Origin of the sequence: Rhodopseudomonas boonkerdii (genome assembly GCF_021184025.1) — a bacterium.
Classification (GTDB): domain Bacteria; phylum Pseudomonadota; class Alphaproteobacteria; order Rhizobiales; family Xanthobacteraceae; genus Tardiphaga; species Tardiphaga boonkerdii.
In genome coordinates this window covers 60,445-84,168 of sequence record NZ_CP036537.1, presented here as the reverse complement: position 1 = coordinate 84,168, position 23,724 = coordinate 60,445, and the positions used below count along the sequence as shown (strand labels likewise).

Genomic DNA, 23,724 nt, shown 5'->3' with positions numbered 1-23,724 from the left:
AGCCTGTCGCTACCAAAGTGGTCGTGCATCGATCACTCCGCGCATTGGGCAATCGCACCACGGGCGGAAAGCGGCGCATGCCGGCCATGCGCCGATTTTCGTCCCATTTACTTCCCTCTGATTTCCGTTTTCAGTTGCTGAAAACCATTCGGGGGAAACATGAACGGTTCAACTGCGTCGGCGCGACGATTGCCGGCGGATGCCATCGAGGCCGATTACGTCATTGTGGGAGCCGGCTCGGCCGGCTGCGTGCTCGCCAATCGCCTGTCGGCATCAGGCAAATTCTCGGTGCTGCTGCTCGAGGCCGGCCCGCAGGACCGCAACATCTGGATCCATGTCCCGCTTGGCTACGGCAAGCTGTTCAAGGAAAAATCCGTCAACTGGATGTATGAGACCGAACCCGAGCCCGGTCTCAACGACCGCAAGGTGTTTCAGCCGCGCGGCAAGGTGCTTGGCGGCTCCAGCTCCATCAACGGCCTGCTCTATGTGCGCGGCCAGCACGAAGATTACGATCGCTGGCGGCAACTCGGCAATGCAGGTTGGGGCTATGACGACGTGCTGCCTTATTTCAAGAAAGCGGAGAATCAGGCGCGGGGGCCTGACGACTATCACGGTGTCGGCGGTCCGCTGCCGGTGTCGGATTCGCGCTGTCCCGATCCGCTGTCGGAAGCGTTTATCGTCGCGGCGGCGCAGACCGGCCTTCCGGTGAACAACGACTTCAACGGTGCGACGCAGGAAGGTGCCGGCTGGTTTCAGACCACGACCAAAGGCGGTCGCCGTGCCTCGACGGCGCGCGCTTATCTGCGGCCGGCGCTGAAGAACGGCCACGGCAATCTGCGTGTCGAGACCGATGCGCCGGCCCAGCGTCTCGTCTTCGAGGGTAAGCGTGCGGTGGGCGTGCAGTTCAAGCAGCATGGTAAGGTCAAGACGGCCTTCGCGCGCAAGGAAGTGCTGATATCGAGCGGCGCATATAATTCGCCGCAGTTGCTGCAGCTCTCCGGTGTTGGCCCCGCAGATCTGTTGAAACAGCACGGGATCGATGTTCTGCTCGACGCGCCGGGCGTCGGTGCGGATCTGCAGGATCACATGCAGGTACGCATGGTGATGGAGTGCCCGCAGAAGATTACGCTCAATGATTACGTCAATCATCCGGTTCGCCGGGTGATGATGGGGCTGAAATACGCCGCCTTTCGCAAGGGACCGCTGACCTACGCCGCGGGGACCACCGGCGCGTTCTTCAAGACCGATCCGCGCATGGCCTCGCCGGATATCCAGATCCACTTCCTTCCGTTCTCGACCGACAAGATGGGCGAGAAACTGCATACCTTTTCGGGCTATTCGGCGTCAGTGTGCCAGTTGCGTCCGGAGAGCCGTGGCTCGCTCAAGATCAAGAGCGCCGATCCTTCGGTGCCGCCGGAAATCCGCATCAACTATCTGGCGACGGAGACGGATCGCACCGCAAATGTCGAAGGGCTCAAGATCCTGCGCAAGATCCTGAATGCGCCGGCCATGAAGCCGTTCGTCACCAAAGAAGTCGATCCTGGCCCGGGTGTGGTGACCGACGAGGATTGGCTCGCTTTCTGTCGCAAACGTGGCAGCACGGTCTATCACCCGACCTCGACCTGCCGCATGGGCAGCGATGCGCGGGCGGTGGTGGATCAGCGACTGCGTGTGCGAGGACTTGAAGGGTTGCGCGTGATCGATGCGTCGATCATGCCGGATCTGATGTCGGGCAATACCAACGCGCCGGTGATCATGATCGCGGAGAAGGCGTCGGATATGATTCTGGAGGATACGCGGTGAGTTGCTGATCACGTCCTCGCTTGTCATCACCCGCGAAAGCGGGTGATCCAGTATACACCGACTGGAGTGTTCAATCACTTAGGTCGGTGTCTACTGGATCGCCCGGTCAAGCCGGGCGATGACAGTTCGGGGTTGCGCCTTCTTCACCCACACCTTGTTGTCGTGAAATGCGGCGCCGCCATAGGGTGCAACCGCTTCACCGCCCGTCAGCATATTGATGCCGCGGCCGCCGAAATGGGATTTGTTCGGGAAGATCGATTCCGCAATCAGCACGCCGCGCCTGACGCCATCGAAGATGCGTGCGGTCAGTGTGGTCTCGCCGCGCGGATTGCCGAGCGTTACGGCGTCACCGTCGGCGATGCCGTGATCGGCAGCGTCCACCGGATGAATCATCACCGTCGGCGCTCCTTCGCGGGCCTGGGATGACGGCGTTTCATTGAAGCTCGTATTCAGGAAGCTGCGTGACGGGCTGGTGGCGAGGCGGAACGGATGCGCCTCGTCGATCGCCTCGATCACGGCCCAGTGGTCGGGGAAGGACGGCATGTCTTCCCACGCGCCCATCAGGCCGGCATTGGCGAGGGGCACATTGGCCCAGTCGGCCTTGAAATGGAATTTGCCGTCTGCATGGGCGAAGCCGTCAAGATAGTGCGACGTGCGGAAATCCGGCTGCAGGTCACGCCAGATATCGGCCTCAAGCGCGTCGATGCCGCCGCGGCCGCTGCTCCTTAGCGTTTCGTCGATCATCTCGCGCGATGTCATCGCAAAGCCGCGATGCGTGGCGCCAAGGCGTGAGGCGAGACCTTGCAGAACTTCGTGATTGGACCGGCACTCTTCCGGCGCATCGATCAGCTTTGCTCCGACCGAGATGTGCTGATGGCCGCCGCCGTAATAGAGATCGTCATGTTCCATGAACATGGTGGCCGGCAGCACGAGATCGGCCATCATGGCCGTTTCGGTCATGAATTGCTCATGCACGGCGACGAACAGGTCCTCGCGGGCAAAGCCCTGCCGGACCAGCGCCTGCTCCGGCGCGACGGTGACGGGGTTGGTGTTCTGGATCAGCATCGCCTTGACCGGCGGGCCGTTCTGCAGGGCTTCCGCATCGCCGGTGAGGATGCGGCCGATCCTGGATTGATCGAGGCGGCGCACTTTGGGATCGACGAGATCAAGGCCCTCGATCAACGTCTTGTCGAATTTCCAGATCGCGCCATTGTTGAAGAAGGCGCCGCCGCCTTCATGCTGCCAGGCGCCGGTGACGGCAGGAATGCAGAGCGCCGCATGCATCTGCGCCGCCCCGTTGCGGCTGCGGGTAAAACCATAGCCGAGGCGAAAGAAGCTGCGCGGCGTGTTGCCGATCAGATGCGCGAAGGCTTCGATCTCCGACGCCGGTACACCGCAGATGGCCGACGCCCATTCCGGCGTGCGTGTCGCCAGATGCGATTCCAGTTCGGGCGAGGCGTCGGTGAATTTTTCGAGATAGGCACGATCGGCAAAGCCGTCGCGAAACAACACATGCATGACACCGCAGGCGAACGCGCCATCGGTGCCGGGGCGGAGCAGGATCTTGATGTCCGCCTGCTTCATGGTGTCGTTGTCGTAGATATCGATGGCCGCGATCTTCGCGCCGCGTTCCTTGCGGGCCTTCGTCGCATGGGTCATCACATTGACCTGGGTCGAGACCGGATTGGTGCCCCAAATCACGATCAGGTCCGACTTCACCATCTCGCGCGGATCGACACCGGCGATCTTGCCGGTGCCGGCGGCGAAGCCGGCCCAGGCAATGGTCGAGCAGATGGTGCCGTAGAAGCGCGAATATTTCTTTTCATGCGTCAGGCGGTTGAGCCCGTCGCGCATCACCAGGCCCATGGTGCCGGCATAGTAATAGGGCCAGACGGATTCCGCGCCGAAGTCGCGCTCGACTGCGTTAAACTTGGCGGCGATCTCGTCCAGCGCCTCGTCCCAGGTGATGCGTGCAAATTGCCCGGACCCCTTCGGGCCGGTGCGGCGCATCGGATGCATCAGCCGTTCGGGATGATGGATGCGCTCGGCATAGCGCGCGACTTTCGCGCAGACGACGCCGGCGGTGTAGGTCTGTTGCTTGGAGCCGCGGACCCGGCCGATTGATCGGCCGTCGATCACCTCGATATCGAGCCCGCAGGCCGATGGACAGTCATGCGGGCAGGTGGAGTGCTTGATCGCGATCTTGGACTGGATGTTCATATGCAGAAACTAGCACAGGGCCGCGGCAGGGGAAGCCGTGGTCCTGCGTATATGTTCGGCGGTGCTGTGCCTAACCTTTCCCCGCGCAAGATGCGGGGTGAAGGAAGTTGTCGTCTACCCAACCCGATGGAACGGATAATCCGTGTAGCCCTTTTCCTCGCCGCCATAAAAGGTGGCGCGGTTGTAGGGCGTAAACGGCGCCTTCAGTCTGATGCGTTCCGGCAGATCCGGATTGGCGATAAACGGGCGGCCGAAGGCGACGACGTCCACATTCCCCGATGCGACGGCCTCCTGGGCAGAAGCGCCGTCAAAACCGCCGGCGGTGACCAGCACGCCGTTCCAGAGCGGGCGGAACAGCTCATAGGCCTTCGGCACATTTTCGTGGAACACCTCGGCGCGGCCGACACCACTGGTGCGCGGTTCGACCAGATGCAGGTAAGCGAGGCCGAGCTTGTCAAGTTCGCGGACCACGTAGCTGTAGAGCGGCATCGGATCGGCTTCGCCGGAATCGTTCGATACGCCATAGGGTGAAATCCGCACCGCGACACGGTCGGCGCTCCAGGCATCGACCACAGCCCTGGTCACTTCGAGCAGCAGCCGGGCGCGGTTCTCGATGGAGCCGCCATATTGATCGGTGCGTTGATTGCTGCGGGTCTGCAGGAACTGTTCGAGCAGATAGCCATTGGCGCCATGCACCTCGACGCCGTCGAAGCCCGCTTCGTGGGCATTGCGCGTGGCTTGCCGGTAGGCCTCGATGATGCCCGGGATTTCGTTCGTCTCCAGCGCGCGCGGCGTTTCATAAGGCACGGTCTCCCCGGAGACCAGCCGCGTGGTACCGTTGATCGCGATGGCTGAAGCCGAGACAGGTAACTTGCCGTCAGGCTGCAGCGAGGAGTGCGAGACGCGGCCGACATGCCAGAGCTGCAGGAAGATAACGCCGCCCTTGGCATGGACCGCGTCGACCACCTGTTTCCAGCCGGCGATCTGCTCTGGCGAATAGATGCCCGGCGTGTTCGGACTGCCTTGTCCCTCGGGCATCACCTGCGAGGCTTCGGCGATGATGAGCCCGCCCTGGCTGGCGCGCTGTGCGTAATACTCGGCATTGAGCGCGCGGGCGGCGAGCGACGATTTCTCAGCGCGCATGCGCGTAAGCGGGGCCATGGCAACGCGGTGGCTCAATGTAAAAGGACCAACTTTCAGCGGGGCGAACAGCGACGAGGACATCCGGGCTCCATTCAAAAATTCAATCGGGCGATAGGCACGAAGATTATATTTCGAGAACATATGGTCCAATACGCAAGCACCGCTGGTCAATCAAAGTTGAGAAGGTCTATTCGCTGCGATGCAACGAATAGTGCTACGAGACGGAATAATGGCGGCCATATGGGCCGGGAAACTGGAAAGGCTCGCGATGGCTGAGTTGGTGAAGAAGAAGGTCGAGGGCGTCGGCGAGTATCAGAGCGCGGCCGGAGGCTGGGGCGCGCTGCGCGCTGTGGCCGATGCGGTACGCAGCCAGCTCGCGGTGGTCGATGAGACCCGCGGCCTCCTCACCATGAATCAGCCGACAGGCTTCGATTGTCCGGGCTGCGCATGGCCCGATCCGAAACACACCTCGTCCTTCGAGTTTTGCGAGAACGGCGCCAAGGCCGTGGCCTGGGAGGCGACGGCCAAACGCACCACGCCGGAATTTTTCGCGCAGCATACGGTGAGCGAGCTGTGGGAATGGCACGACCACGCTCTGGAAAATCAGGGGCGTCTGACTCATCCCATGGCGTATGACGCTGCGAGCGACAAGTTTCTACCCATCTCGTGGGAAGACGCGATGGCGCGCATCGGTGCCGGTTTGCGCGCATTGCCCGATCCCAACATGGCGGAGTTCTATACGTCGGGCCGCTGCTCCAACGAAGCCGCGTTCCTGTATCAGTTGTTCGTGCGCGAATACGGCACCAACAATTTTCCCGACTGCTCGAACATGTGCCACGAGGCGACCAGCGTCGGCCTGCCGAAGTCTATCGGCATCGGTAAGGGTACGGTGACGCTGGAGGATTTCGATCATGCGGACGCCGTCTTCTGCATCGGTCATAATCCCGGCACCAATCATCCGCGGATGCTCAACACGCTGCGTGCCTGCGCCAAGCGTGGCGCGGCCATCGTCTCGATCAATCCGCTGCGCGAGCGCGGGCTGGAACGTTTCATCTCGCCGCAGCATCCGTCGGAAATGCTGACAGGTCATGCGACGAAGCTGTCGTCGGTCTATTACCAGATCAAGGTCGGTGGCGATCTGGCAGTGCTGAAGGGCATGATGAAAGCGGTGGTGGCGCTCGATGCCGAGAGCCGTGCCGCTGGCGGGCCGGATGTGCTCGATCGTGCTTTTATCGCCGAACACACCGAAGGCATCGAAGGGCTTCTTGCCGATCTCGATGCGACCTCATGGCAAGCGGTCGAAGCATCGTCGGGCCTGACGCGTGCGGAGATCGAGCATCTCGGCCGTATCTATGCCAATGCCAAGAGCGTCATCATCAATTACGGCATGGGCATCACCCAGCATCGGCAGGGCGTAGCGAATGTGCAGCACATCGCCAATCTGCTGCTGTTGCGCGGTAATTTAGGCCGCCCGGGCGCCGGCATTTCGCCGCTGCGCGGGCACTCGAACGTGCAGGGAGATCGGACCGTCGGCATCACCGAAGTGCCGAATGATGCATTGCTCGATGGCATCAAGCGTGTATTCGGTTTCGATCCGCCGCGCGCGCATGGGCATGATGCGGTTGCGTCGGTGAAGGCGATCCGCGATGGGCGCTCCAAGGCGCTGATCGCGCTCGGCGGCAACCTCGCGGTGGCGATGCCGGATCCGGAGGTGACCTATCCAGCGATGCGCAGCCTCGATCTCGCCGTGCATATCGCCACCAAACTGAATCGCTCGCACCTGCTGACCGCGAAGGAGTCGATCATCCTGCCTTGCCTCGGTCGCACCGAGGTCGACATTCAGGCGACGGGCAAGCAACTCGTCACCGTGGAAGACTCGATGTCCATGGTGCACGGCTCGCGGGGTGGGTTGCAACCGGCGTCGGAGCATCTGCGCTCGGAAGCTCGTGTCGTCGCGGACATGGCGATTGCCACGTTGCCGAACACGAAAGTGGATTGGCTCGACCTTGTCGCCGATTACAACAGGATTCGCGACGCCATCGAATCGGTGTTTCCCGCCTTCGAGAATTATAACGAGCGCATCAAGAAGCCCGGCGGTTTCCGCCTGCGCAATGCTGCGTCGGAACGCGAATGGCTGACGGAAAGCGGAAAGGCCCAGTTCCTGGTGTTTCCGGGATTCTATGAAGACGGGTCGGATCAGCATGCGCTGACGCTGACGACATTGCGCAGCCATGATCAGTACAACACGACGATTTACGGCATGAACGACCGCTATCGCGGCATTACCGGACGTCGTGACATCGTCTTCGTCAATGCAGACGATCTCGTCAGCCGCGGCCTCGCCCATGGCGATGTCATCGATGTGGTCCTGGATGCGCCAAATGGTCCGGTACGCGCCATGCGCGGCGTCACGGCGGTGGCCTATGACATCCCGAAAGGCTCGATCGCGGTCTACTATCCCGAAGCCAATGTGCTGGTTGCGCTTGACGCGCATGATGCGCGTTCAGGTACGCCCGCCTACAAGTCGGTGCCGGTAAAGATTGCCGCCGCAGCTTAGCTGCGGTGCAGCATGGGTCATGCATGACCGCCACGGCTTTCGTGGCGGTTGTCGCCTGCGACATTATCTCGTAGGCGAGCGTCATTATGACTGCTGCCGAAACTCTGTCTCCCGCAAAGCCCGAAGCTGCCGAACCGCGCGTCAGCGTGGCGCTGATGGCTGCGCTGCTCATTCTCACTTGCGGGCACGTGCTGTCCAACATGCTGCGGACCACGCCGGCTCTGGCGATCGACGTGATGGCGCCCGATCTCGGCGTCACCCCGCAGACATTGGCGGCGTTGACCTCAGCCTATCATTTTTTCTTCGCCATGCTGCAGATCCCGGTCGGTGTTGCGCTGGATCGCTACAGCATTCGCTCAGTGTCGCTGGTGCTGTTCGCAGGCACGATCGTCGGTGCGGCGATCGCTGCCTTCTCGACCGGCCCGCTGTCCTTCTTCGTTTCGCAGGCCACGATCGGTATGGCGACGTCGGGGATGCTGATGTGCCCGATCACGCTCGCGGCCAAGCGGTTGACGGCGGCGCAGTTCGGCTTGTGGTCGGGTATCATCCTGTCCTTCGGGAATTCCGGCCTGCTGCTGTCCGCCAGCCCGCTGGCCTATGTCGTCGAGCACTGGGGCTGGCGTGCCGGTTACTGGACTGCGGCCGCCGCTGCCGTCATCGTGGCAGGTCTCATTGCCGTGATCGTGCCGATCGTGCGGCCGGAGGGACAGCAGCGGGCTCTCGGTGTTGAAATGGTTTCGGTGTTGCGTCTCGGTCTGTCGCGGGCACTGCGCGGCATCATCATCCTCGCTTTCGTATCGCTGGCAATGCAGCTTGTGCTGCGCGGGCTCTGGGCCGGGCCCTGGTTGATGACAATCAAGGGCCTGTCGCGCATCGAGGCCGGCAATGTGCTGCTGCTATTTACCATCGCGCTGGTGATCGCGCCGGTGGTATCGGGCATCATCGATCGCAAGTTCGGCGGCCGCCGCGTGCTGTTGCTCGGCGTGCATCTGGTTGCCGCCGCTCTGCTGCTGATCATGGCGTCCGGCGCACCCGGCTACCCGCTTGCGCGTCTGCTCGGTGTTCCGTTGCTGCCGGTGGCTGTCGATAGCGTGTTGCTGGTAACGTTCGGTTTCCTCGTTGCCATGCAGCCGCTCATCTATGGCATGGTCCGTCAAGCCGTTGCACCCGAGAACATCGGCAAGGCGTTGTCGGCCTCCAATCTGGCCTTCTTTCTTGGCACGGCAGTCATGCAGTCGATTACCAGTCCAGTCGCCGCCTATTGGGGACTGCCGGCGGTACTGATTGTCATGGCGGTATGTCTGACCACCGGCGCTTTAATCTTCTTCGCACTGACACGCCCGTCTACCTTGCGCGCGAAACCGTGAAGATGTCGCGCTGGCGTCACTTTCAAGTTGCTGGCGCGACGCATCGGCTTGTGATCAGATATCGTGTGACGCGGCGATGATGCCGCGGACAGTAGATTTGCAGAGGGAGGATGAACTTGCCTTTCTTCGTCAAAGGGACTGACACGTCCGGCACCGTATCACTCCGCCGCGACAACGCTGCGGGCGCCGTCAAGAAAGCCAAGGAGCTGCTGGAAGATGGCAGCTGGGATATCGAGATCACGAGCCCGGACGGCCTCGTCTATCCGCTCGCCGAATTCGAGGCGATGCAGGATGCATCGTCAGCGACCAAACACTGACTGACGGATCGTCTCGCGGGTGGCAGCGCCAGATCTCATTCTTCATCACTATTCGCGTTCGCCATTCGCCGAGAAAGTCCGGATCACATTCGGGGCGAAGAGCCTGCGCTGGCGCTCGGTGGAGCAGCCACGCATGGCTCCGAAGCCGCAGCTTATCCCGTTGACAGGCGGCTATCGGCGCATTCCCGTGCTGCAGATTGGCGCCGACATCTATTGTGATACGCGGCTGATCCTTGCCGAACTCGAGCGGCGCTTTCCCGATCCCTCATTGTATCCGCTTGGGGCACGCGGCCGTGCCGACATGATCGCTGGCTGGGCAGACCAGGCCTTGTTCGCGACATCGCTCGGTCTCGTCTTCGGCATCAATGGCGATCGTTTTCCGCCGGAACTGCACGCCGATCGCGCGACATTCACTGCCGGCAGGTTCGATGGCTGGGACAGCGAAAAGATGCGTCCACGCGTGCCATCGTTGCGCGATCAGTTTCGATACCATCTGGCATGGATTGATCAATGTCTTGCCGAGGGCGGTCCCTTCATTCTCGGCAAACAGCTTTCACTGGCCGATGTCGCCGTCTATCACCCGTTGTGGTATGCGCGTGGCAATCTCGGCGAGAACGAAGGCCTGTCCGATTATCCGGGCGTGCTGACATGGATGGATCGTATCGCTGCCCTCGGGCATGGCGGCGCTCAGACAATGACACCGGACGCAGCGCTCGATGTGGCTCGCGCCATCGAACCGGAGCCTGTGAGCGATACGGCATCAGAGTGGCCGATCGGGATGCCGCTGGTGGTGACGCCGACCGACTGGGGTTTCGATACCGTGAAAGGCACATGTCTCGCAGCAAATCGCGAGCGCGTGATCATCCGCCGCGAAGATCCGGAAATCGGAGTGGTCGCGGTTCATTTCCCACGCATCGGCTTCGCCGTGGCCGTGGCCGTGGCCGCGGCCTGAGCGGAGCCAGACGCCGTTTTTTCGCTTGGAATATGTGCCAATAAGGTTTGAACGGAAGCTCGCATTCATTTGGAGGCTGTCTGGACATGGCACATCAATTTGACGCCATCATCATCGGTACCGGTCAGGCGGGTCCTCCGCTTGCTGGTCGCCTGACAGCGGCCGGGCAGAAAGTGGCCGTCATCGAGCGTCATCTGTTCGGTGGCACATGCGTCAATACCGGCTGCAAGCCGACCAAGACCATGGTGGCGAGTGCATATGCGGCGCATCTTGCAAGACGTGGCAGCGAATACGGCGTGATGATCGATGCGCCCGTGCGCATTGACATGGTCAGGGTGCGCGCGCGTGCCGACAAGGTCACTATGGACTCGCGGAGCGGAGTCGAAGTCTGGTTGCGCAAGATGACGAATTGCACGGTGTTCGACGGTCATGCGCGTTTCGAATCCGCAACCACCGTGCGCGTTGGCGATGAGCTGCTGACGGCGCCGAAGATCTTCGTCAATGTCGGCGGTCGTCCCGTGGTGCCGGATTTCCCGGGTGTGAACGATGTGCCGTATCTCACCAATAGCGGCATGCTGAAGCTCGACAGGGTGCCAAAACATCTCGTCGTGGTCGGCGGCAGCTATATAGGTCTCGAATTTGCGCAGATGTACCGCCGTTTCGGCGCGGAGGTGACGGTGGTCGAGAAGGGACCGCGTCTGGTGTCGCGCGAGGACTCCGATATTTCCGAGATGATCCGCGAGATTCTGGAAGCCGAAGGCATTCATGTTCGGACCAGCGCCGAATGCATCACTTTCAAGCCGCATCCGGATGGCGTTGCCGTCGGCGTCGATTGCAGCGAGGGGGAGCCAGAGGTCATCGGCAGCGATGTGCTGCTAGCCGTGGGACGGCAGCCGAACACCGACGATCTCGGTCTCGACAAAGCCGGCGTGGAAGTGGACGAGCGTGGCTACATCAAGGTCGACGATGGTCTTGCGACCGGTGTCCCTGGCATCTACGCAATGGGCGATTGCAACGGTCGCGGTGCTTTCACGCATACCGCTTACAACGATTTCGAAATTATCGTCGCCAATCTTCTCGACGGCCAGAGGCGGAAAGTCAGCGATCGTATTCCCGGCTATGCGCTGTTTATCGATCCGCCGCTTGGACGCGTCGGCATGACGGTGACGCAGGCGAAAGCCACGGGCAAAAGGCTGCTAATCGGCGAGCGGCTGATGAAACATGTGGGCCGCGCGGTGGAAAAAGGTGAGACCTTCGGAAAGATGCAGGTGATCGTCGATGCGCAGTCGAAGAAAATTCTCGGCGCCGCGATCCTAGGCACCTCAGGCGATGAGGCCATTCACGGCATTCTCGATATCATGAATGCCGGCGCGGACTATACTGAACTGCAATGGGCGGTGCCGGTGCATCCCACGGTGTCGGAACTGATCCCGACACTGCTGGGCAGTATGAAGAGTGCCTAGGCGAGCTGGAACTTCAACACGCCCATCAAGGTCAGCAGCGTCATGCCACAGGCCGTGCTGACGACCGCCATGTTGACGACACTGCGGGTCGCGGTGCGCAAAACGGCGAAAACCGGATGCACGGGCTCAAATGACGCCGCTTTCCTGCGCGGAGCCACTTTCTTCTTTGCTGCCATGATGATCCCCAAAGAGCGGGGCCAGGCCGTTGACCGGCCTGACCCTGACGCCTTCCCTGCCGAGGTTTGTCCCTCGATCATGCAGACATCATCGCATGAACCTGGGCTGAACTGCTTAAAGGAATTGGTGAATCGAATCTCACCGGATTCGATGGTTTACGAATTTCCTAGATGGTTCGGCCGCCATCGACCGGCAGGATCACGCCGGTGAGGAATTCGGATTCCTCGCCCGCCATATAGACACAGGCATTGGCGATATCCGACGGGCGAGACATGCGGCCGAGCGGAATGGTGCCGATGAACTTGGCGCGATTCTCCGGCGTGTCCGGCACCCCCATGAACGCTTCCAGCAGGCCGGTTTCGCCCATGACGGGTGCGATGCAGTTGACGCGGATGCCGTCGGGCGCAAGCTCCACGGCCATCGATTTCGACATCAGGTTCACCGCGCCCTTGGAGGCGTTGTACCAGGTGAGGCCGGGGCGTGGGCGCACGCCGGCGGTGGAGCCGATATTGATGATGCGGCCGCTCTTCTGTTTCTTCATGACGGGTACGCAGGCATTGGTCATCAGGAAGATCGACTTCACATTGACGTCGAAGACCCGATCGAATTCTTCTTCTGTCACCTCCAGCATCGGCTTGTTGCGGAAGGTCCAGCCGGCATTGTTGACGACCACATCGAGCTTGCCGAATTTGTCGACCGCGAGTTTCACAGCGGCATCGACGTCGGCCTTGTTGGCGACACTGCCGCCATGCGCGATTGCGCTGGCGCCGATCTCGTCAGCCACTTTCCTTGCGCCATCGGCATTTAGATCGAAGATCACGACCCTGGCGCCTTCGCGCGCATAGGCGCGCGCGATCTCGGCGCCGAAGCCGGATGCGCCGCCGGTGACGATGGTGGACAGGCCCTGAAGTCTCATGAGGTTTTCTCCCATTGCCGCGCGCTGGCCGCGCGTGTTGTGTGAACTGACAGCAATGGCGAAAGATTAGAGGCTGATGCGCTTGGTGGGAAGCTTCGGCATGGGTCAGAGATGCCGTCTCGCATTGACTTCCTCGAGATCGAGTCCTTCCTCGATGGCCTGCAACACGCTGTCATGGATCTCGTCGGCACGATGCATCCGCAGGAGCTCATGGCGGCCGGCCTCGATGGCGGCGAGCACGGTCGCATAGTGGTCGGTGCGTTGCGAAGACAGCGTTTCGGCCTCCTCGGCATAACGTGCTGCAGCGCTCTTCCGGTAGGTGTATTGCTCGAACAGGCGCGGGTGCCGATGGGTGCCATCGTCATTGCGCGACGCTTTCTCGATCGCAGCAAACTGCGCGGCGGCGACGCGTGCACGGGCCTGCGCTTCGCTGAGTCTGGAGCGGTGATGCGTCTTGTAATCGCCCTTCATCAGGAAGCGAACGATCGGCGCCAGCGTCGACCCCTGTATCAACACCGTTACCAGGATCACGGCGAATGTGATCGCCAGGATCATGTCACGGCCGGGAAACTGTTCCGGCAGGGACAGCGCGGCGGCGAGACTGACAACGCCACGCAGGCCGGCCCAGCTCATGACGAATGGCATCGACCATGGCGGAGCGGGGTCGCGGGCGCGGAGTTTCGGCATCAACATGCGCGGAAGATATGTACCGGGATACATCCACACGAACCGGGCGAGGATCACCGCGGCGATGATCGCGGCCGTCGCTGGCGCCATTGCAGCCAGCGCGTCAGGCCCGCCAAGACGATGCAGCACGCCGCGCAGGGACAGGCCGATCAGGATGAACACGAGAGATTCCAGTACGAAAACGACGACACTCCATGTCGCCGTCGCGCGGGTGCGCAGAGCGGCGCCGAAGAATTCGTGTTGTTTCCAGCCGAGGATCATGCCACAGGCCACCGTCGAGAGCACGCCGGAGACATGCAGCCGTTCGGCGGCGATATAGGAAATCCAGGCGATCAGGAAGGTCCAGGCGATCGCAAGATCGATCTCCTTGATGCGTTTGATCACCATCAGCGCGCCAAACGCGAAGATGACGCCGACCGCCAGGCCGCCGATCGCGACCGTGAAGAAACTGATAGTCGCGGCGCCGGCGCTGAACGAGCCCGTCAACGCCGCGGCAACGGCGAACCGCAGCAGCACGAGCCCGGATGCATCGTTGACGAGACTCTCGCCTTCCAGCAACACGATGATCCGGTGAGGTAATGCGACCTTCTGCAGCACTGCCTTGGCGGCGACGGAATCCGGCGGCGAAACGATCGCACCAAGCGCGAAACAGGCGGCCCATGGCAGGTCCGGTATCACCAGGTGTGCGACGACGCCGACGACGAGCGTGGTGAAGAACACCGCGCCGACCGCGAGCTGCAGGATGATGCGCAGATCGGCGCGGAAATCGCGCCACGAGGTGAACCAGGCACTCGACATGAGCAGTGGTGGCAGGAACAGCACCAGAACGAGTTCAGGATCGATTTCGAGATCCGGTGTGCCAGGGATCAGCGCAAGACCAATGCCGCCCAGGATCAGCGCGGCCGCGCGCGGCAGCTGCAGACGCCGGGCCACGAGATCGAGCCCGACGATGACGGCCATCAGAAGCAGGATGACTTCGAAACGGACGACGGCGGACATGAGGACCTATCGGGCTGCAGAGGACGCCCCATTTATGGCGCGACCGAAGGTCGCAGTCCATTCTGTCGTCTCGCAAAACTGCGATGGCGGCAGCGATCTGGCGATGGTCGCCGCATACGAAAAGAGCGGCCCTTGCGGCCGCTCTCTTCGTCGTTGGAATAATCGCTGATTATTCGGCGCTGCTGACCAGCCGGAGCTGTGTCTTCTGCTCCATTTGGCTGCGATAGGCCTCGACATAGTCCTGCGCCATGCGACGCGCTGTGAACCGCGTCTCGAAATGCCTGCGAATCGCCGCCCGATCCATATCGGCCAGGCGGCCGACGGCGTTCACGGCGCTGAGTTCGTCCTCGACAATGAAGCCGGTGAGGCCCTGATCGATGATTTCCGGCACCGAGCCGCGATTATACGCAATCACCGGCGTGCCGCAGGCCATGGCTTCGATCATCACGAGGCCGAATGGCTCGGGCCAGTCGATCGGCAGCAGCAGTCCATAGGCCCCCGACAGGAATTCCGGCTTTTCGCGATCGCTGATCTCGCCGATGAACTCGACGAGCGGATGATCCATCAGGGGCTTCACCACGACCTCGTAATACTCCTCGTCGGCCCGATCGATCTTGGCGGCGATCTTCAGCGGTACGCCGGCGCGGATGGCGATCTTGATGGCGCGATCCACGCCCTTCTCGGGCGCGATGCGGCCGAGGACGGCCAGATAACCTGGCTTGACGGCCTGGGGTGTCAGCAGAGTCTCGGGCAGGCCGTGATAGATGGTTTTGATGAAGTTTGCCTGCGGCACCGGACGACGCTGCGCATCGGAGATCGAGATGACAGGAATCTTCGAGAAGGTCGTGAAAGTCGGTTGGTGCTCAGGCAGATCGAGGCGGCCATGGAGCGTCGTCACGAATGGCGTCGGTTGTCGGGAAAAGAGTGAGAACGGATAGTAGTCGAGGTGGAAATGCAGGATATCGAATTCCCCGTCGTCACATTTGCGACGGACGCGTTCGAGCATTTCCATGTGCAATGCGTTGGGATCGCGTACCGAGCCATCGAGGCGTAAAGCCTTCGGCCAACCGGCATCGAGCCTGGCAGTTGTCTGTGAATCGCCGCTGGCGAAAAGCGTGACGTCGTGCCCTTGCGCGACAAGCTCTTCGGTCAACCAATGCACGACACGTTCTGTGCCGCCATAAAGCTTTGGCGGAACGGCTTCAGTCAGTGGAGCCACTTGCGCGATGCGCATTTACATATCTCCCATGTTGGAAGTGAGGGGCTAGCGAACCTGGAGACGTCGGCGGGAACGGATTTGCCAGGCGACGGAACGTTCTCGCAGCTGCGAAGTTCCTTCTGCGTCGGCGATTTTCGTTCACACTGTCGTCTTGCTGTTGCCATCACGCTCTTTCAGTTTCGCGGAACCAGTGGTGCAGGTCGATTGTTGCGCCGGAAAGGCGAGAGCATGGGGAATTTGCGATTGAAGCGCCGTCGTTCACGGGTCGCGCCGCCGTTCGTTAGTTTCATCGCTGTTCAAGGGGTTTAGTAACGCAATGGATTGTCTCTCCGGTTATGCGCACCGCCCTTTCGCTTTCGTGATGCGGTACATCAGAAAGCGCGCGCTCTCGCATTCCATCATCCTGGCAGCCATTCTCGGTGCCGTCGCCTGCTCGGTTGGCACGCAATACGGAATCAAGAATCTGGTCGATGGTCTTTCTGCAGGCCCGTCGAATGCAGGAACACTGATCTGGTGGGCATTCGGTATTTTGATCGCGTTGATTACCGCGGATATGTTTTTGTGGCGCCTTGCCGGCTGGATCGCCAGCTACACTTTCGTCAATGTTACCGGTGATCTCAGGCGTGATATCTTTCGCCATCTCACCGGGCATGCGCCGAACTATTTCACGGATCGTCTGCCGGGCATGCTGACCAGCCGGATCACGGCAACGTCGAACGCGGTTTTTACCATCGAGAACATGTTCATCTGGAACGTGATGCCGCCGATTGTGGCGACCTTCGCTGCCATCCTGCTGATTGGAACGGTCAGTCTGCCGATGGCGGCGGGTCTCACGGTCATTGCCGGCGCCGTCGTCGCTCTGATGTTCAGGATGGCCGCCGCCGGCAAGAGCCTGCACAACGATTTTGCCGACAAGGCCGCATCGGTCGATGGCGAAATGGTCGATGTGGTGAACAATCTGCCGCTCGTTCGTGCCTTCTGCGGACTGAACTTCGAACACAAACGTTTCGACAACACCGTGGATCGCGAGCTTTACGCACGCGGTCGCAGCTTGCGCTATCTCGAACGTCTGCGTCTTGTCCACGCGGCGATTACTGTGGTGCTGACCGTCGGTCTTCTTGGCTGGGCCATCCTGCTCTGGCAGCGCGGCGGTGCTTCGACAGGCGAAGTGGTGCTGATCTGCACGCTCGGTATTTCCATTCTCCATGCCACACGCGATCTCGCCGTTGCGCTGGTGGACGTCACCCAGCACATCGCCCGTCTGTCGGAGGCTGTTGCGACGCTGCTGGTGCCGCATGAACTGCGCGACCATCCGGAGGCCGAACCGCTGGTGAAGTCGGGTGCAGCCATCGCCTTCAACAACATCACCTTCCAGTATCCCGGTGGACACAAGGTGTTCGACAGGTTCACGTTGCGGCTTAATGCCGGCCAGCGTGTCGGTCTGGTCGGCCAGTCCGGCGGGGGCAAGTCGAGTCTGTTCGTGTTGCTTCAGCGCTTCTACGACGTACAGGAAGGTAACATCAGCATCGACGGCCAGGATATTTCGCGCGTCACACAGCAGAGTCTGCGCCATGCCATTTCGGTCGTGCCGCAGGATATTTCGCTGTTCCACCGTTCGATTCTCGAAAACATCCGTTACGGCCGCCCGAATGCGACGGACGAAGAGGTCATGCAGGCTGCCATCGATGCGCGTTGCGATTTCATTGAGCAGCTGCCGGAAGGCCTCGACACCATGGTCGGCGATCGTGGCGTCAAGCTTTCGGGAGGACAGCGGCAGCGCATCGCCATCGCGCGCGCTTTCCTTAAGGACGCACCTATTCTGCTGCTCGACGAGGCGACGGCCGCGCTCGACAGCGAGTCGGAGGAAGCCATCCGTGAGGCATTGGCGCGTCTGATGCGCGGTCGCACGGTGATCGCCATCGCGCATCGTCTGGCGACCTTGCGCAATTTCGACCGCGTGGTCGTGCTGCGCAGCGGCAAGATCATCGAGGACGGAAAGCCGGACATCCTGATGCAGGGACAAGGGCCGTATCGCGAGCTCGTGACGCAGGAAATGAGCCGTCTCGCCGCCCACGCGGCCTGACGACTCAGCTAATCTGCGTGATGCGTTTCCGCATGCGTATCGCTATGTCCATTCAACTGGCCGAGGTCATCCATGCCCGTCGAAGCCGCCGCTGCCAAACGCGATGTACTCGCAGATCAGAAGGTCGCGGAGTCGCCGTTCTACATTCCGATGACAGGTCCCGCCTCGCGGCCGCGGCGCGCGCTGAAGCACGACGATACCTTCGCCGTGCTCGACAGTCATGGCGACATCGGCGCTTCCGCTGGGGGGCCGGATGGCCTGTTTAACGAGGATACGCGCTATCTGGCTCGCCTCGAACTCGCGCTGAACGATGTCCAGCCGCTTCTGCTCGGTTCCAATCTGCGCGACGACAACTCCTCGCTCACCATCGATCTCACCAATCCGGACATCTATCGCAACGGGCGCATCATCCTGCAAAAGGATATGCTGCATATCGTGCGCACCGTCTTTCTATGGCGCGGTGCGGCCTATCAGCGGATCGGCTTGCAGAATCACGGCAACGCGCGTGCCGGCTTCGATCTGACACTCTGTTTCGACAACGACTTCGCCGATCTGTTCGAAGTTCGCGGCGAAAAGAGAAAACATCGCGGTGTCGCGACAAGCCGTCTCGTCGATCCCGGCCATGTCGCGCTGGAATATACCGGTCTCGACGGCAAGCCGCTGCGCACGATGCTGTCTTTCGATCCGCGTCCGTCGCAATTGTCGGCAAACAAGGCGACCTATCGTTTCGAGCTTGAGCCGCAGGAAGTGACGTCGCTGTTCGTTGCGGCGAGTTGCAATGTCGAGCTTGATCACAAGCCAGTGCCGTTTCTCCGTGGCCTGCTGGCGCATCGTCGCGAGATGCGCAATTTCAGCAAGGGTGCAACCACAATCGAGACCTCGAACGACATTTTCAACGAGGTGCTGTGTCAGGCCATGGGCGATCTCAATATCCTCATGACCAATACGCCGCAGGGGCGTTACCCCTATGCCGGCATTCCCTGGTATTCGACCACGTTCGGCCGCGATGGCCTGATCACTGCGTTGCAGATGCTATGGATCGATCCGCGCGTGGCGAAGGGTGTGCTGTCGCGTCTGGCGGCATTCCAGGCGAGAGAAATCAACCCTGAGAACGATGCCGAGCCCGGCAAGATCCTGCATGAAATGCGCGGCGGAGAAATGGCGGCGCTGCGCGAGGTTCCGTTCGCGCAATATTATGGAAGTGTCGACTCGACACCGCTTTTCGTGCTGCTGGCCGGCCTCTATGTCGAACGCACGGGCGACGAAGAGACGCTGCGCGCGCTGTGGCCGGCCGTGGAGGCCGCATTGGGATGGATCGATGGGCCCGGTGACCCCGACCAGGATGGCTTCGTCGAATATCAGCGTGCCACCGAACAAGGACTGCAGAATCAGGGTTGGAAAGATTCGTATGACGCGATCTTTCATGCCGATGGCAAGCTTGCCGAAGGCAATATCGCGCTGGCCGAAGTGCAGGGTTATGTTTATGCGGCCAAGAACCTCGCCGCGCGGATGGCACTGCGACTGCAGCTGGTAGAGCGCGCCAAACAACTTGAGGCCGAAGCCCGGCAACTCGCCGATCGCTTCGAGGCCGCGTTCTGGTGCGAGGAGATCGGCACCTATGCGCTGGCTCTGGACGGCGCCAAGCTGCCCTGTGTGGTCCGCTCGTCCAATGCCGGTCAGTTGCTGTTTACCGGCATGGTGCGCGAAGAGCGCGCGCGGATGGTCGCCGCGGATTTGATGCGACCGCATTTTTTCACCGGCTGGGGCATTCGCACCATCGCTCGCGGTGAAGCTCGCTACAACCCGATGTCCTATCATGACGGCTCGATATGGCCGCATGACAACGCCCTGATCGCGCTGGGCCTGGCACGCTATGGTTTGAAACATTCGGTCGAAACGGTGTTCAAGGGCCTGTTCGACACGGCGACCTACATGGATTTGCGTCGTCTCCCGGAGCTGTTTTGCGGCTTCCAGCGCGAGAAACGCCGTGGTCCGACGTTGTATCCCGTGGCCTGCGCGCCGCAGGCCTGGGCGAGCGCGACGCCGTTCACCCTGCTCGAGGCGGCGCTCGGAATTGAATTCGACATTGCGCGCGGCGAAATCCGCTTCCGCGATCCACGGCTGCCATCGTTTCTGCAGCAGGTGATCCTGCGCGATGTACGGCTCGGCGAATCCAGCGTCGATATATGCCTGCGGAAGCATCATGACGACGTATCGCTGGAGGTGCTTCGCAGCCGCGGCCAGATCCGGGTTTCGATGGTGTTGACGCATTGATGCGTTCGGGTCGCTGTCGCGTTTGGTGTCAGCGACGAGTCTGAGTGAGGAACTGTTCATGCCCGCAATCCGTCTTGTTGCCGGAATGCTTGCTGTATTGGCGGTGAATGCTGCGGCCTTCGCGGCGGATGCACCTGTGCCATCGTCCAACTCCGATACGACGCCATCGTCACCGGCTGCGCCGTCGGATTCGACGCCTGCCGCCAACCCGGCACCGCCGCCATCGCAGCAAGCGGTTCCGCCACCCGCGCCGACATTGGAGCAGCAGTCGCCGCCTGCGCAAGCGGTTGCGCCGCCTGCTGCGAGTGATCCTGCGAAGTCCGCTTCTCCGGCTCTCGCACCACGGCAGGATGCCGCAAAGCCCGATGCGGTGCCGCCTGCCGCCAAGCCGCCGTCGGTGACGGTGATCGATGCATTCGATGCCAAAGGGATTCTCGGGCGGGATGTGCGCAGTCCGGCCAGCGAGAACATGGGCCGCATCGCCGATGTCATCGTCGACCGCGCTGGGCAGGTGCGCGGCGCCGTCATCGACTTCGGCGGGTTTCTCGGTGTCGGCTCGCGCAAGATCGTGGTCGATTGGGCAGCGCTGCATTTCTGGAACGTGGCCGATAAGACCGCGAGCATTACGCTCGATCTGACGCGCGAACAGGTGCGGGCCGCGCCGGAATACAAGGACGATCAACCGATCGTCGTTCTCGGTGCGTCCGGTACGCTGACGCCGCTGAAATTTCCGCCCATTACCATGCAGGAGCGATAATTGGCGGTTCAGGCGACCACACGTGCTCCCGACCGTATCCGGCCCGAGAACGAGGCGGTGCCGGAGATTGCGTGCGCTCCCCGGATCGCTCCGGAGACTGAAGACAAGAGGCCGGATCGCCGACCGCCGGAGCCTTCGAGACAGAGTCTGCGCGGGCTCGATTGGTTCATCTTCTTCCTCGCCGATGTGCAGACCGGCTTCGGGCCTTTCGTCGCAGTTTACTTGACCACGCAGAAGTGGACACAGGTCGAAATCGGCTTCGTATTGTCGATCGGCGGCATCATCGCGCTGCTCGGCCAGATCCCGGGTGGCGCTATCATCGATGCCGTGCGTTCGACACGGCTCGTCGCTGGCGCCGCGGTATGCACGATCGCCTGTTGTGCGCTCGCTTATGCGGCGCTGCCGATTTTCCCTGTCGTCGCCACGGCCGCGACGTTGCATGCCATGGCGAGCTGCGTGCTCGGCCCTGCGATAGCTGCGATCAGTCTCGGTCTGGTTGGGCCGATGCGCATCGGTGAACGTCTCGGTCGGAATGCGCGCTTCGCATCGCTCGGCAATGGCGTGGCGGCCGCGGTGATGGGGACTTGCGGCTATCTGTTGTCGAGCCGTTCGGTGTTCATCGTCACGTTCCTTTTGGCGATTCCGGTGCTCTATGCGCTGTCGCGTATTCGCCATCAGGAGATCGATCCGGCGCGTGCTCATGGTCAGGCGACCGGGCAGAACGAGAACACCCCACCGTTTCGCTTCCGCGATCTCGTGCGCCAGAAACCTTTGCTGATCTTTGGCTGCGCCGTGCTGTTGCTCCAGCTCGCCAATGCGGCCATGCTGCCGTTGATGGCCGGCGTCGTCACCACGCGCTCGGCCGATTGGGCCCCGGCGCTCATCGCTTTCTGTATCGTGGTGCCGCAGGCCTTTGTCGCTGCGACCTCGCCGACGATCGGCCGCAAAGCCCAGCAATGGGGGCGCCGGCCATTGTTGTTGGCGGCGTTCACAGCGCTCGCGATCCGCGGTCTGCTATTCTCGGTAGTGACCGATCCGTTTGCGCTCGTTGCCGTGCAGATCTTCGATGGCATCACCGCAGCGGTCTTTGCCGTGATGATTCCGCTGATCGTATCCGATATCACTTTCGGTCGCGGTCGATTCAATCTGGCGCAGGGGATCATTGGTACCGCGACCGGCATCGGTGCATCGCTCAGCACCGTCACCGCGGGTTATGTGGCGGACAGGTTCGGTGCGCCGGTCGCTTTTGTCGGCCTGTCCTGTGTCGCAGCGCTGGGTTTTCTGCTCATCCTGCTGGTGATGCCGGAAACCAGGCGAGATCATCGTGAAGCGGGCGAGGCCTAGCGCAGTTTTTGTTTTGATGGAATCGTGTCCCGGACGCGACGCGGCATTCCAAGCGAAGCGAAGCTTCGCAGGCATGCCGCTCCGCAGAGCCGGGACCGCAACAAACGCCACGCTTTGCACGGTCCCGGTTCTGCGCAGCAGCGTTGTCGGCGACGCGTCGCATCGCCTGCGCTGCAGCGCGCCCGGGACACGGCTCTATCATGGTCGCAAACGATCTAAGGTTTCACGTTCTCGCCGAGATAGTTGATGGCCGCCGTCACGCCGCCCTTGCCATGCGGGATGCCGAGCGCCTGCAGGCCCATTTCGACAACGCTGAGCGTTCCGAGGATCATCGGTGCATTGACGTGGCCCATATGGGCAATGCGAAACGCCTTGCCCTGCAGATCGCCGATGCCGACGCCGAGAATGACGCCGCATTTCTCCCGGCAATAGGCGAGCAGTGGCGCCGGATTCGCCATCTTGATCGTCGTGACGGTGTTGGCGCGTTCTTTCGGCGCGGTAATGTTGAAGCTGAGTGCGCCACCTTCCGCCCAGACGGTTACCGCGCGCCGCACAGCATCCGCCAGCAAGCGGTGGCGCTGGAATACGTTGTCCAGTTTCTCGTCGAACAGCATGTCGAGCGCCTGACGCTGGGCGAACATCAGATGCACCGGCGCCGTGCCGGAATGCTTTTGGTAATGTTCATTGCCGTCGCGCTCGGTCCAGTCGAAATAGGGTGTGCGCAAGCCGGCCGATTTGTGCACTTCGCGGGCGCGGTCGTTGGCTGCGACAAAGCCGAGGCCTGGCGGCGTCATCAGCCCCTTCTGCGAGGCGGACATCGCGACATCGATGCCCCAGGCATCCATCTCGAACGGCATACAGCCGAGCGAAGCGACCGCATCGACCATGAACAGCGCCGGATGGCCCGCAGCCTTGATCGCCTTACCGATCGCTTCGATATCGTTATAGGCACCCGATGCCGTGTCGATCTGCACGGCGAGGACAGCCTTGATCTTGTGCTCGACATCCTGGCGCAGCGCCGCCTCGACCTCGGCCGGCCGGATGGCGCGATTCCAGTCACCCTTCAGGCTCTGGACGTCGACGCCCATGAGGCGCGCTGCATTACCCCAGCCGACGGCGAAACGGCCGCTCTCAAGCACCAGAATCCTGTCGCCACGCGACAAGACATTGGTGAGAGTCGCTTCCCATGTGCCATGACCGTTGGCGATGTAGATATAGGTTCGGCCTTTGGTCGCGAACACTGTACGCAGGTCGTCGAGCAGCCCGTGAGTAAGCTGCACCATGGCGTCTGAATAGATGTCCAGCGGCGGGCGATGCATTGCTCGCAGCACTTCGTCTGGCATGGTGGTAGGGCCGGGGATGGCGAGAAACTCACGACCTGCGCGAACGACCATTTTTTGTCCTTGTTGAATTGATCGGCCATCGTCGCATGGCACGGGGCAAAAT

At 61.6% G+C, this 23,724-nt stretch carries 17 protein-coding genes; 10 read left to right on the top strand and 7 right to left on the bottom strand.

Annotated elements, in window-relative coordinates:
- The first annotated feature begins 159 nt into the window (after positions 1–159).
- Positions 160–1,803, top strand: a complete 1,644-nt coding sequence (locus E0H22_RS00355; protein WP_233023806.1) for a GMC family oxidoreductase — start codon at positions 160–162, stop codon at positions 1,801–1,803.
- A 90-nt stretch (positions 1,804–1,893) separates the two neighbouring features.
- Here E0H22_RS00355 and E0H22_RS00350 read toward each other — a convergent pair whose 3' ends face one another.
- On the bottom strand, positions 1,894–4,023 hold the full coding sequence (locus E0H22_RS00350; protein ID WP_233023805.1) for a molybdopterin oxidoreductase family protein: 2,130 nt from the start codon (positions 4,021–4,023) through the stop codon (positions 1,894–1,896).
- A gap of 114 nt (positions 4,024–4,137) precedes the next feature.
- Entirely contained in the window at positions 4,138–5,247 is a 1,110-nt protein-coding gene (locus tag E0H22_RS00345) for an alkene reductase (protein WP_233023804.1), read from the bottom strand.
- Positions 5,248–5,443: 196 nt separating this feature from the next.
- On the opposite strand from E0H22_RS00345, the gene E0H22_RS00340 reads away from it, so the two are divergent.
- From E0H22_RS00340 to E0H22_RS00320, 5 genes are all read left to right on the top strand, one after another.
- On the top strand, positions 5,444–7,723 hold the full coding sequence (locus tag E0H22_RS00340) for an FdhF/YdeP family oxidoreductase (protein ID WP_430715297.1): 2,280 nt from the start codon (positions 5,444–5,446) through the stop codon (positions 7,721–7,723).
- 86 nt (positions 7,724–7,809) lie between these two features.
- Complete coding sequence (locus tag E0H22_RS00335; protein WP_233023803.1) at positions 7,810–9,090, top strand: MFS transporter; 1,281 nt, start codon at positions 7,810–7,812, stop codon at positions 9,088–9,090.
- A 110-nt stretch (positions 9,091–9,200) separates the two neighbouring features.
- Positions 9,201–9,407, top strand: coding sequence for a hypothetical protein (locus E0H22_RS00330; RefSeq protein WP_233023802.1), 207 nt, complete (start codon positions 9,201–9,203; stop codon positions 9,405–9,407).
- A gap of 19 nt (positions 9,408–9,426) precedes the next feature.
- Positions 9,427–10,359, top strand: coding sequence for a glutathione S-transferase family protein (locus E0H22_RS00325; RefSeq protein ID WP_233023801.1), 933 nt, complete (start codon positions 9,427–9,429; stop codon positions 10,357–10,359).
- A gap of 86 nt (positions 10,360–10,445) precedes the next feature.
- Positions 10,446–11,822: an FAD-containing oxidoreductase gene (locus E0H22_RS00320; RefSeq protein WP_233023800.1), complete on the top strand. Its 1,377-nt coding sequence runs from the start codon at positions 10,446–10,448 to the stop codon at positions 11,820–11,822.
- On the opposite strand, the gene E0H22_RS00315 is transcribed toward E0H22_RS00320, so the two are convergent.
- The 4 genes from E0H22_RS00315 to E0H22_RS00300 form a co-directional block, all read right to left on the bottom strand.
- Complete coding sequence (locus E0H22_RS00315; protein WP_233023799.1) at positions 11,819–11,998, bottom strand: hypothetical protein; 180 nt, start codon at positions 11,996–11,998, stop codon at positions 11,819–11,821. The genes E0H22_RS00320 and E0H22_RS00315 overlap by 4 nt on opposite strands.
- Positions 11,999–12,165: 167 nt before the next feature.
- Complete coding sequence (locus E0H22_RS00310) at positions 12,166–12,915, bottom strand: glucose 1-dehydrogenase (protein WP_233023798.1); 750 nt, start codon at positions 12,913–12,915, stop codon at positions 12,166–12,168.
- A 105-nt stretch (positions 12,916–13,020) separates the two neighbouring features.
- Entirely contained in the window at positions 13,021–14,601 is a 1,581-nt protein-coding gene (locus E0H22_RS00305; protein WP_233023797.1) for a Na+/H+ antiporter, read from the bottom strand.
- 169 nt (positions 14,602–14,770) lie between these two features.
- Positions 14,771–15,835 (bottom strand): glycosyltransferase family 4 protein, encoded by a 1,065-nt coding sequence (locus E0H22_RS00300; RefSeq protein ID WP_233023796.1) that lies wholly within the window; start codon positions 15,833–15,835, stop codon positions 14,771–14,773.
- A 301-nt stretch (positions 15,836–16,136) separates the two neighbouring features.
- Here E0H22_RS00300 and E0H22_RS00295 point away from each other — a divergent pair, with 301 nt between their 5' ends.
- The 4 genes from E0H22_RS00295 to E0H22_RS00280 all read left to right on the top strand — a co-directional run bounded on the left by E0H22_RS00295 (position 16,137) and on the right by E0H22_RS00280 (position 22,278).
- Positions 16,137–17,903 carry an ABC transporter ATP-binding protein gene (locus tag E0H22_RS00295; protein ID WP_233023795.1) on the top strand — a complete coding sequence of 589 codons (1,767 nt, stop codon included), beginning with the start codon at positions 16,137–16,139 and terminating at the stop codon, positions 17,901–17,903.
- Positions 17,904–17,975: 72 nt separating this feature from the next.
- The gene (locus E0H22_RS00290) at positions 17,976–20,177 is read left to right on the top strand and encodes an amylo-alpha-1,6-glucosidase (RefSeq protein ID WP_233023794.1); all 2,202 of its coding nucleotides are present in this window, start codon (positions 17,976–17,978) and stop codon (positions 20,175–20,177) included.
- A 256-nt stretch (positions 20,178–20,433) separates the two neighbouring features.
- Positions 20,434–20,934, top strand: coding sequence for a PRC-barrel domain-containing protein (locus E0H22_RS00285; protein ID WP_233026570.1), 501 nt, complete (start codon positions 20,434–20,436; stop codon positions 20,932–20,934).
- Between the two features lie 66 nt (positions 20,935–21,000).
- Positions 21,001–22,278, top strand: coding sequence for an MFS transporter (locus tag E0H22_RS00280; protein WP_430715296.1), 1,278 nt, complete (start codon positions 21,001–21,003; stop codon positions 22,276–22,278).
- 215 nt (positions 22,279–22,493) lie between these two features.
- Here the strand turns inward: E0H22_RS00280 and E0H22_RS00275 are convergent, their stop codons facing one another.
- Positions 22,494–23,672: a pyridoxal-phosphate-dependent aminotransferase family protein gene (locus E0H22_RS00275; RefSeq protein WP_233023793.1), complete on the bottom strand. Its 1,179-nt coding sequence runs from the start codon at positions 23,670–23,672 to the stop codon at positions 22,494–22,496.
- Between the last annotated feature and the right edge of the window lie 52 nt (positions 23,673–23,724).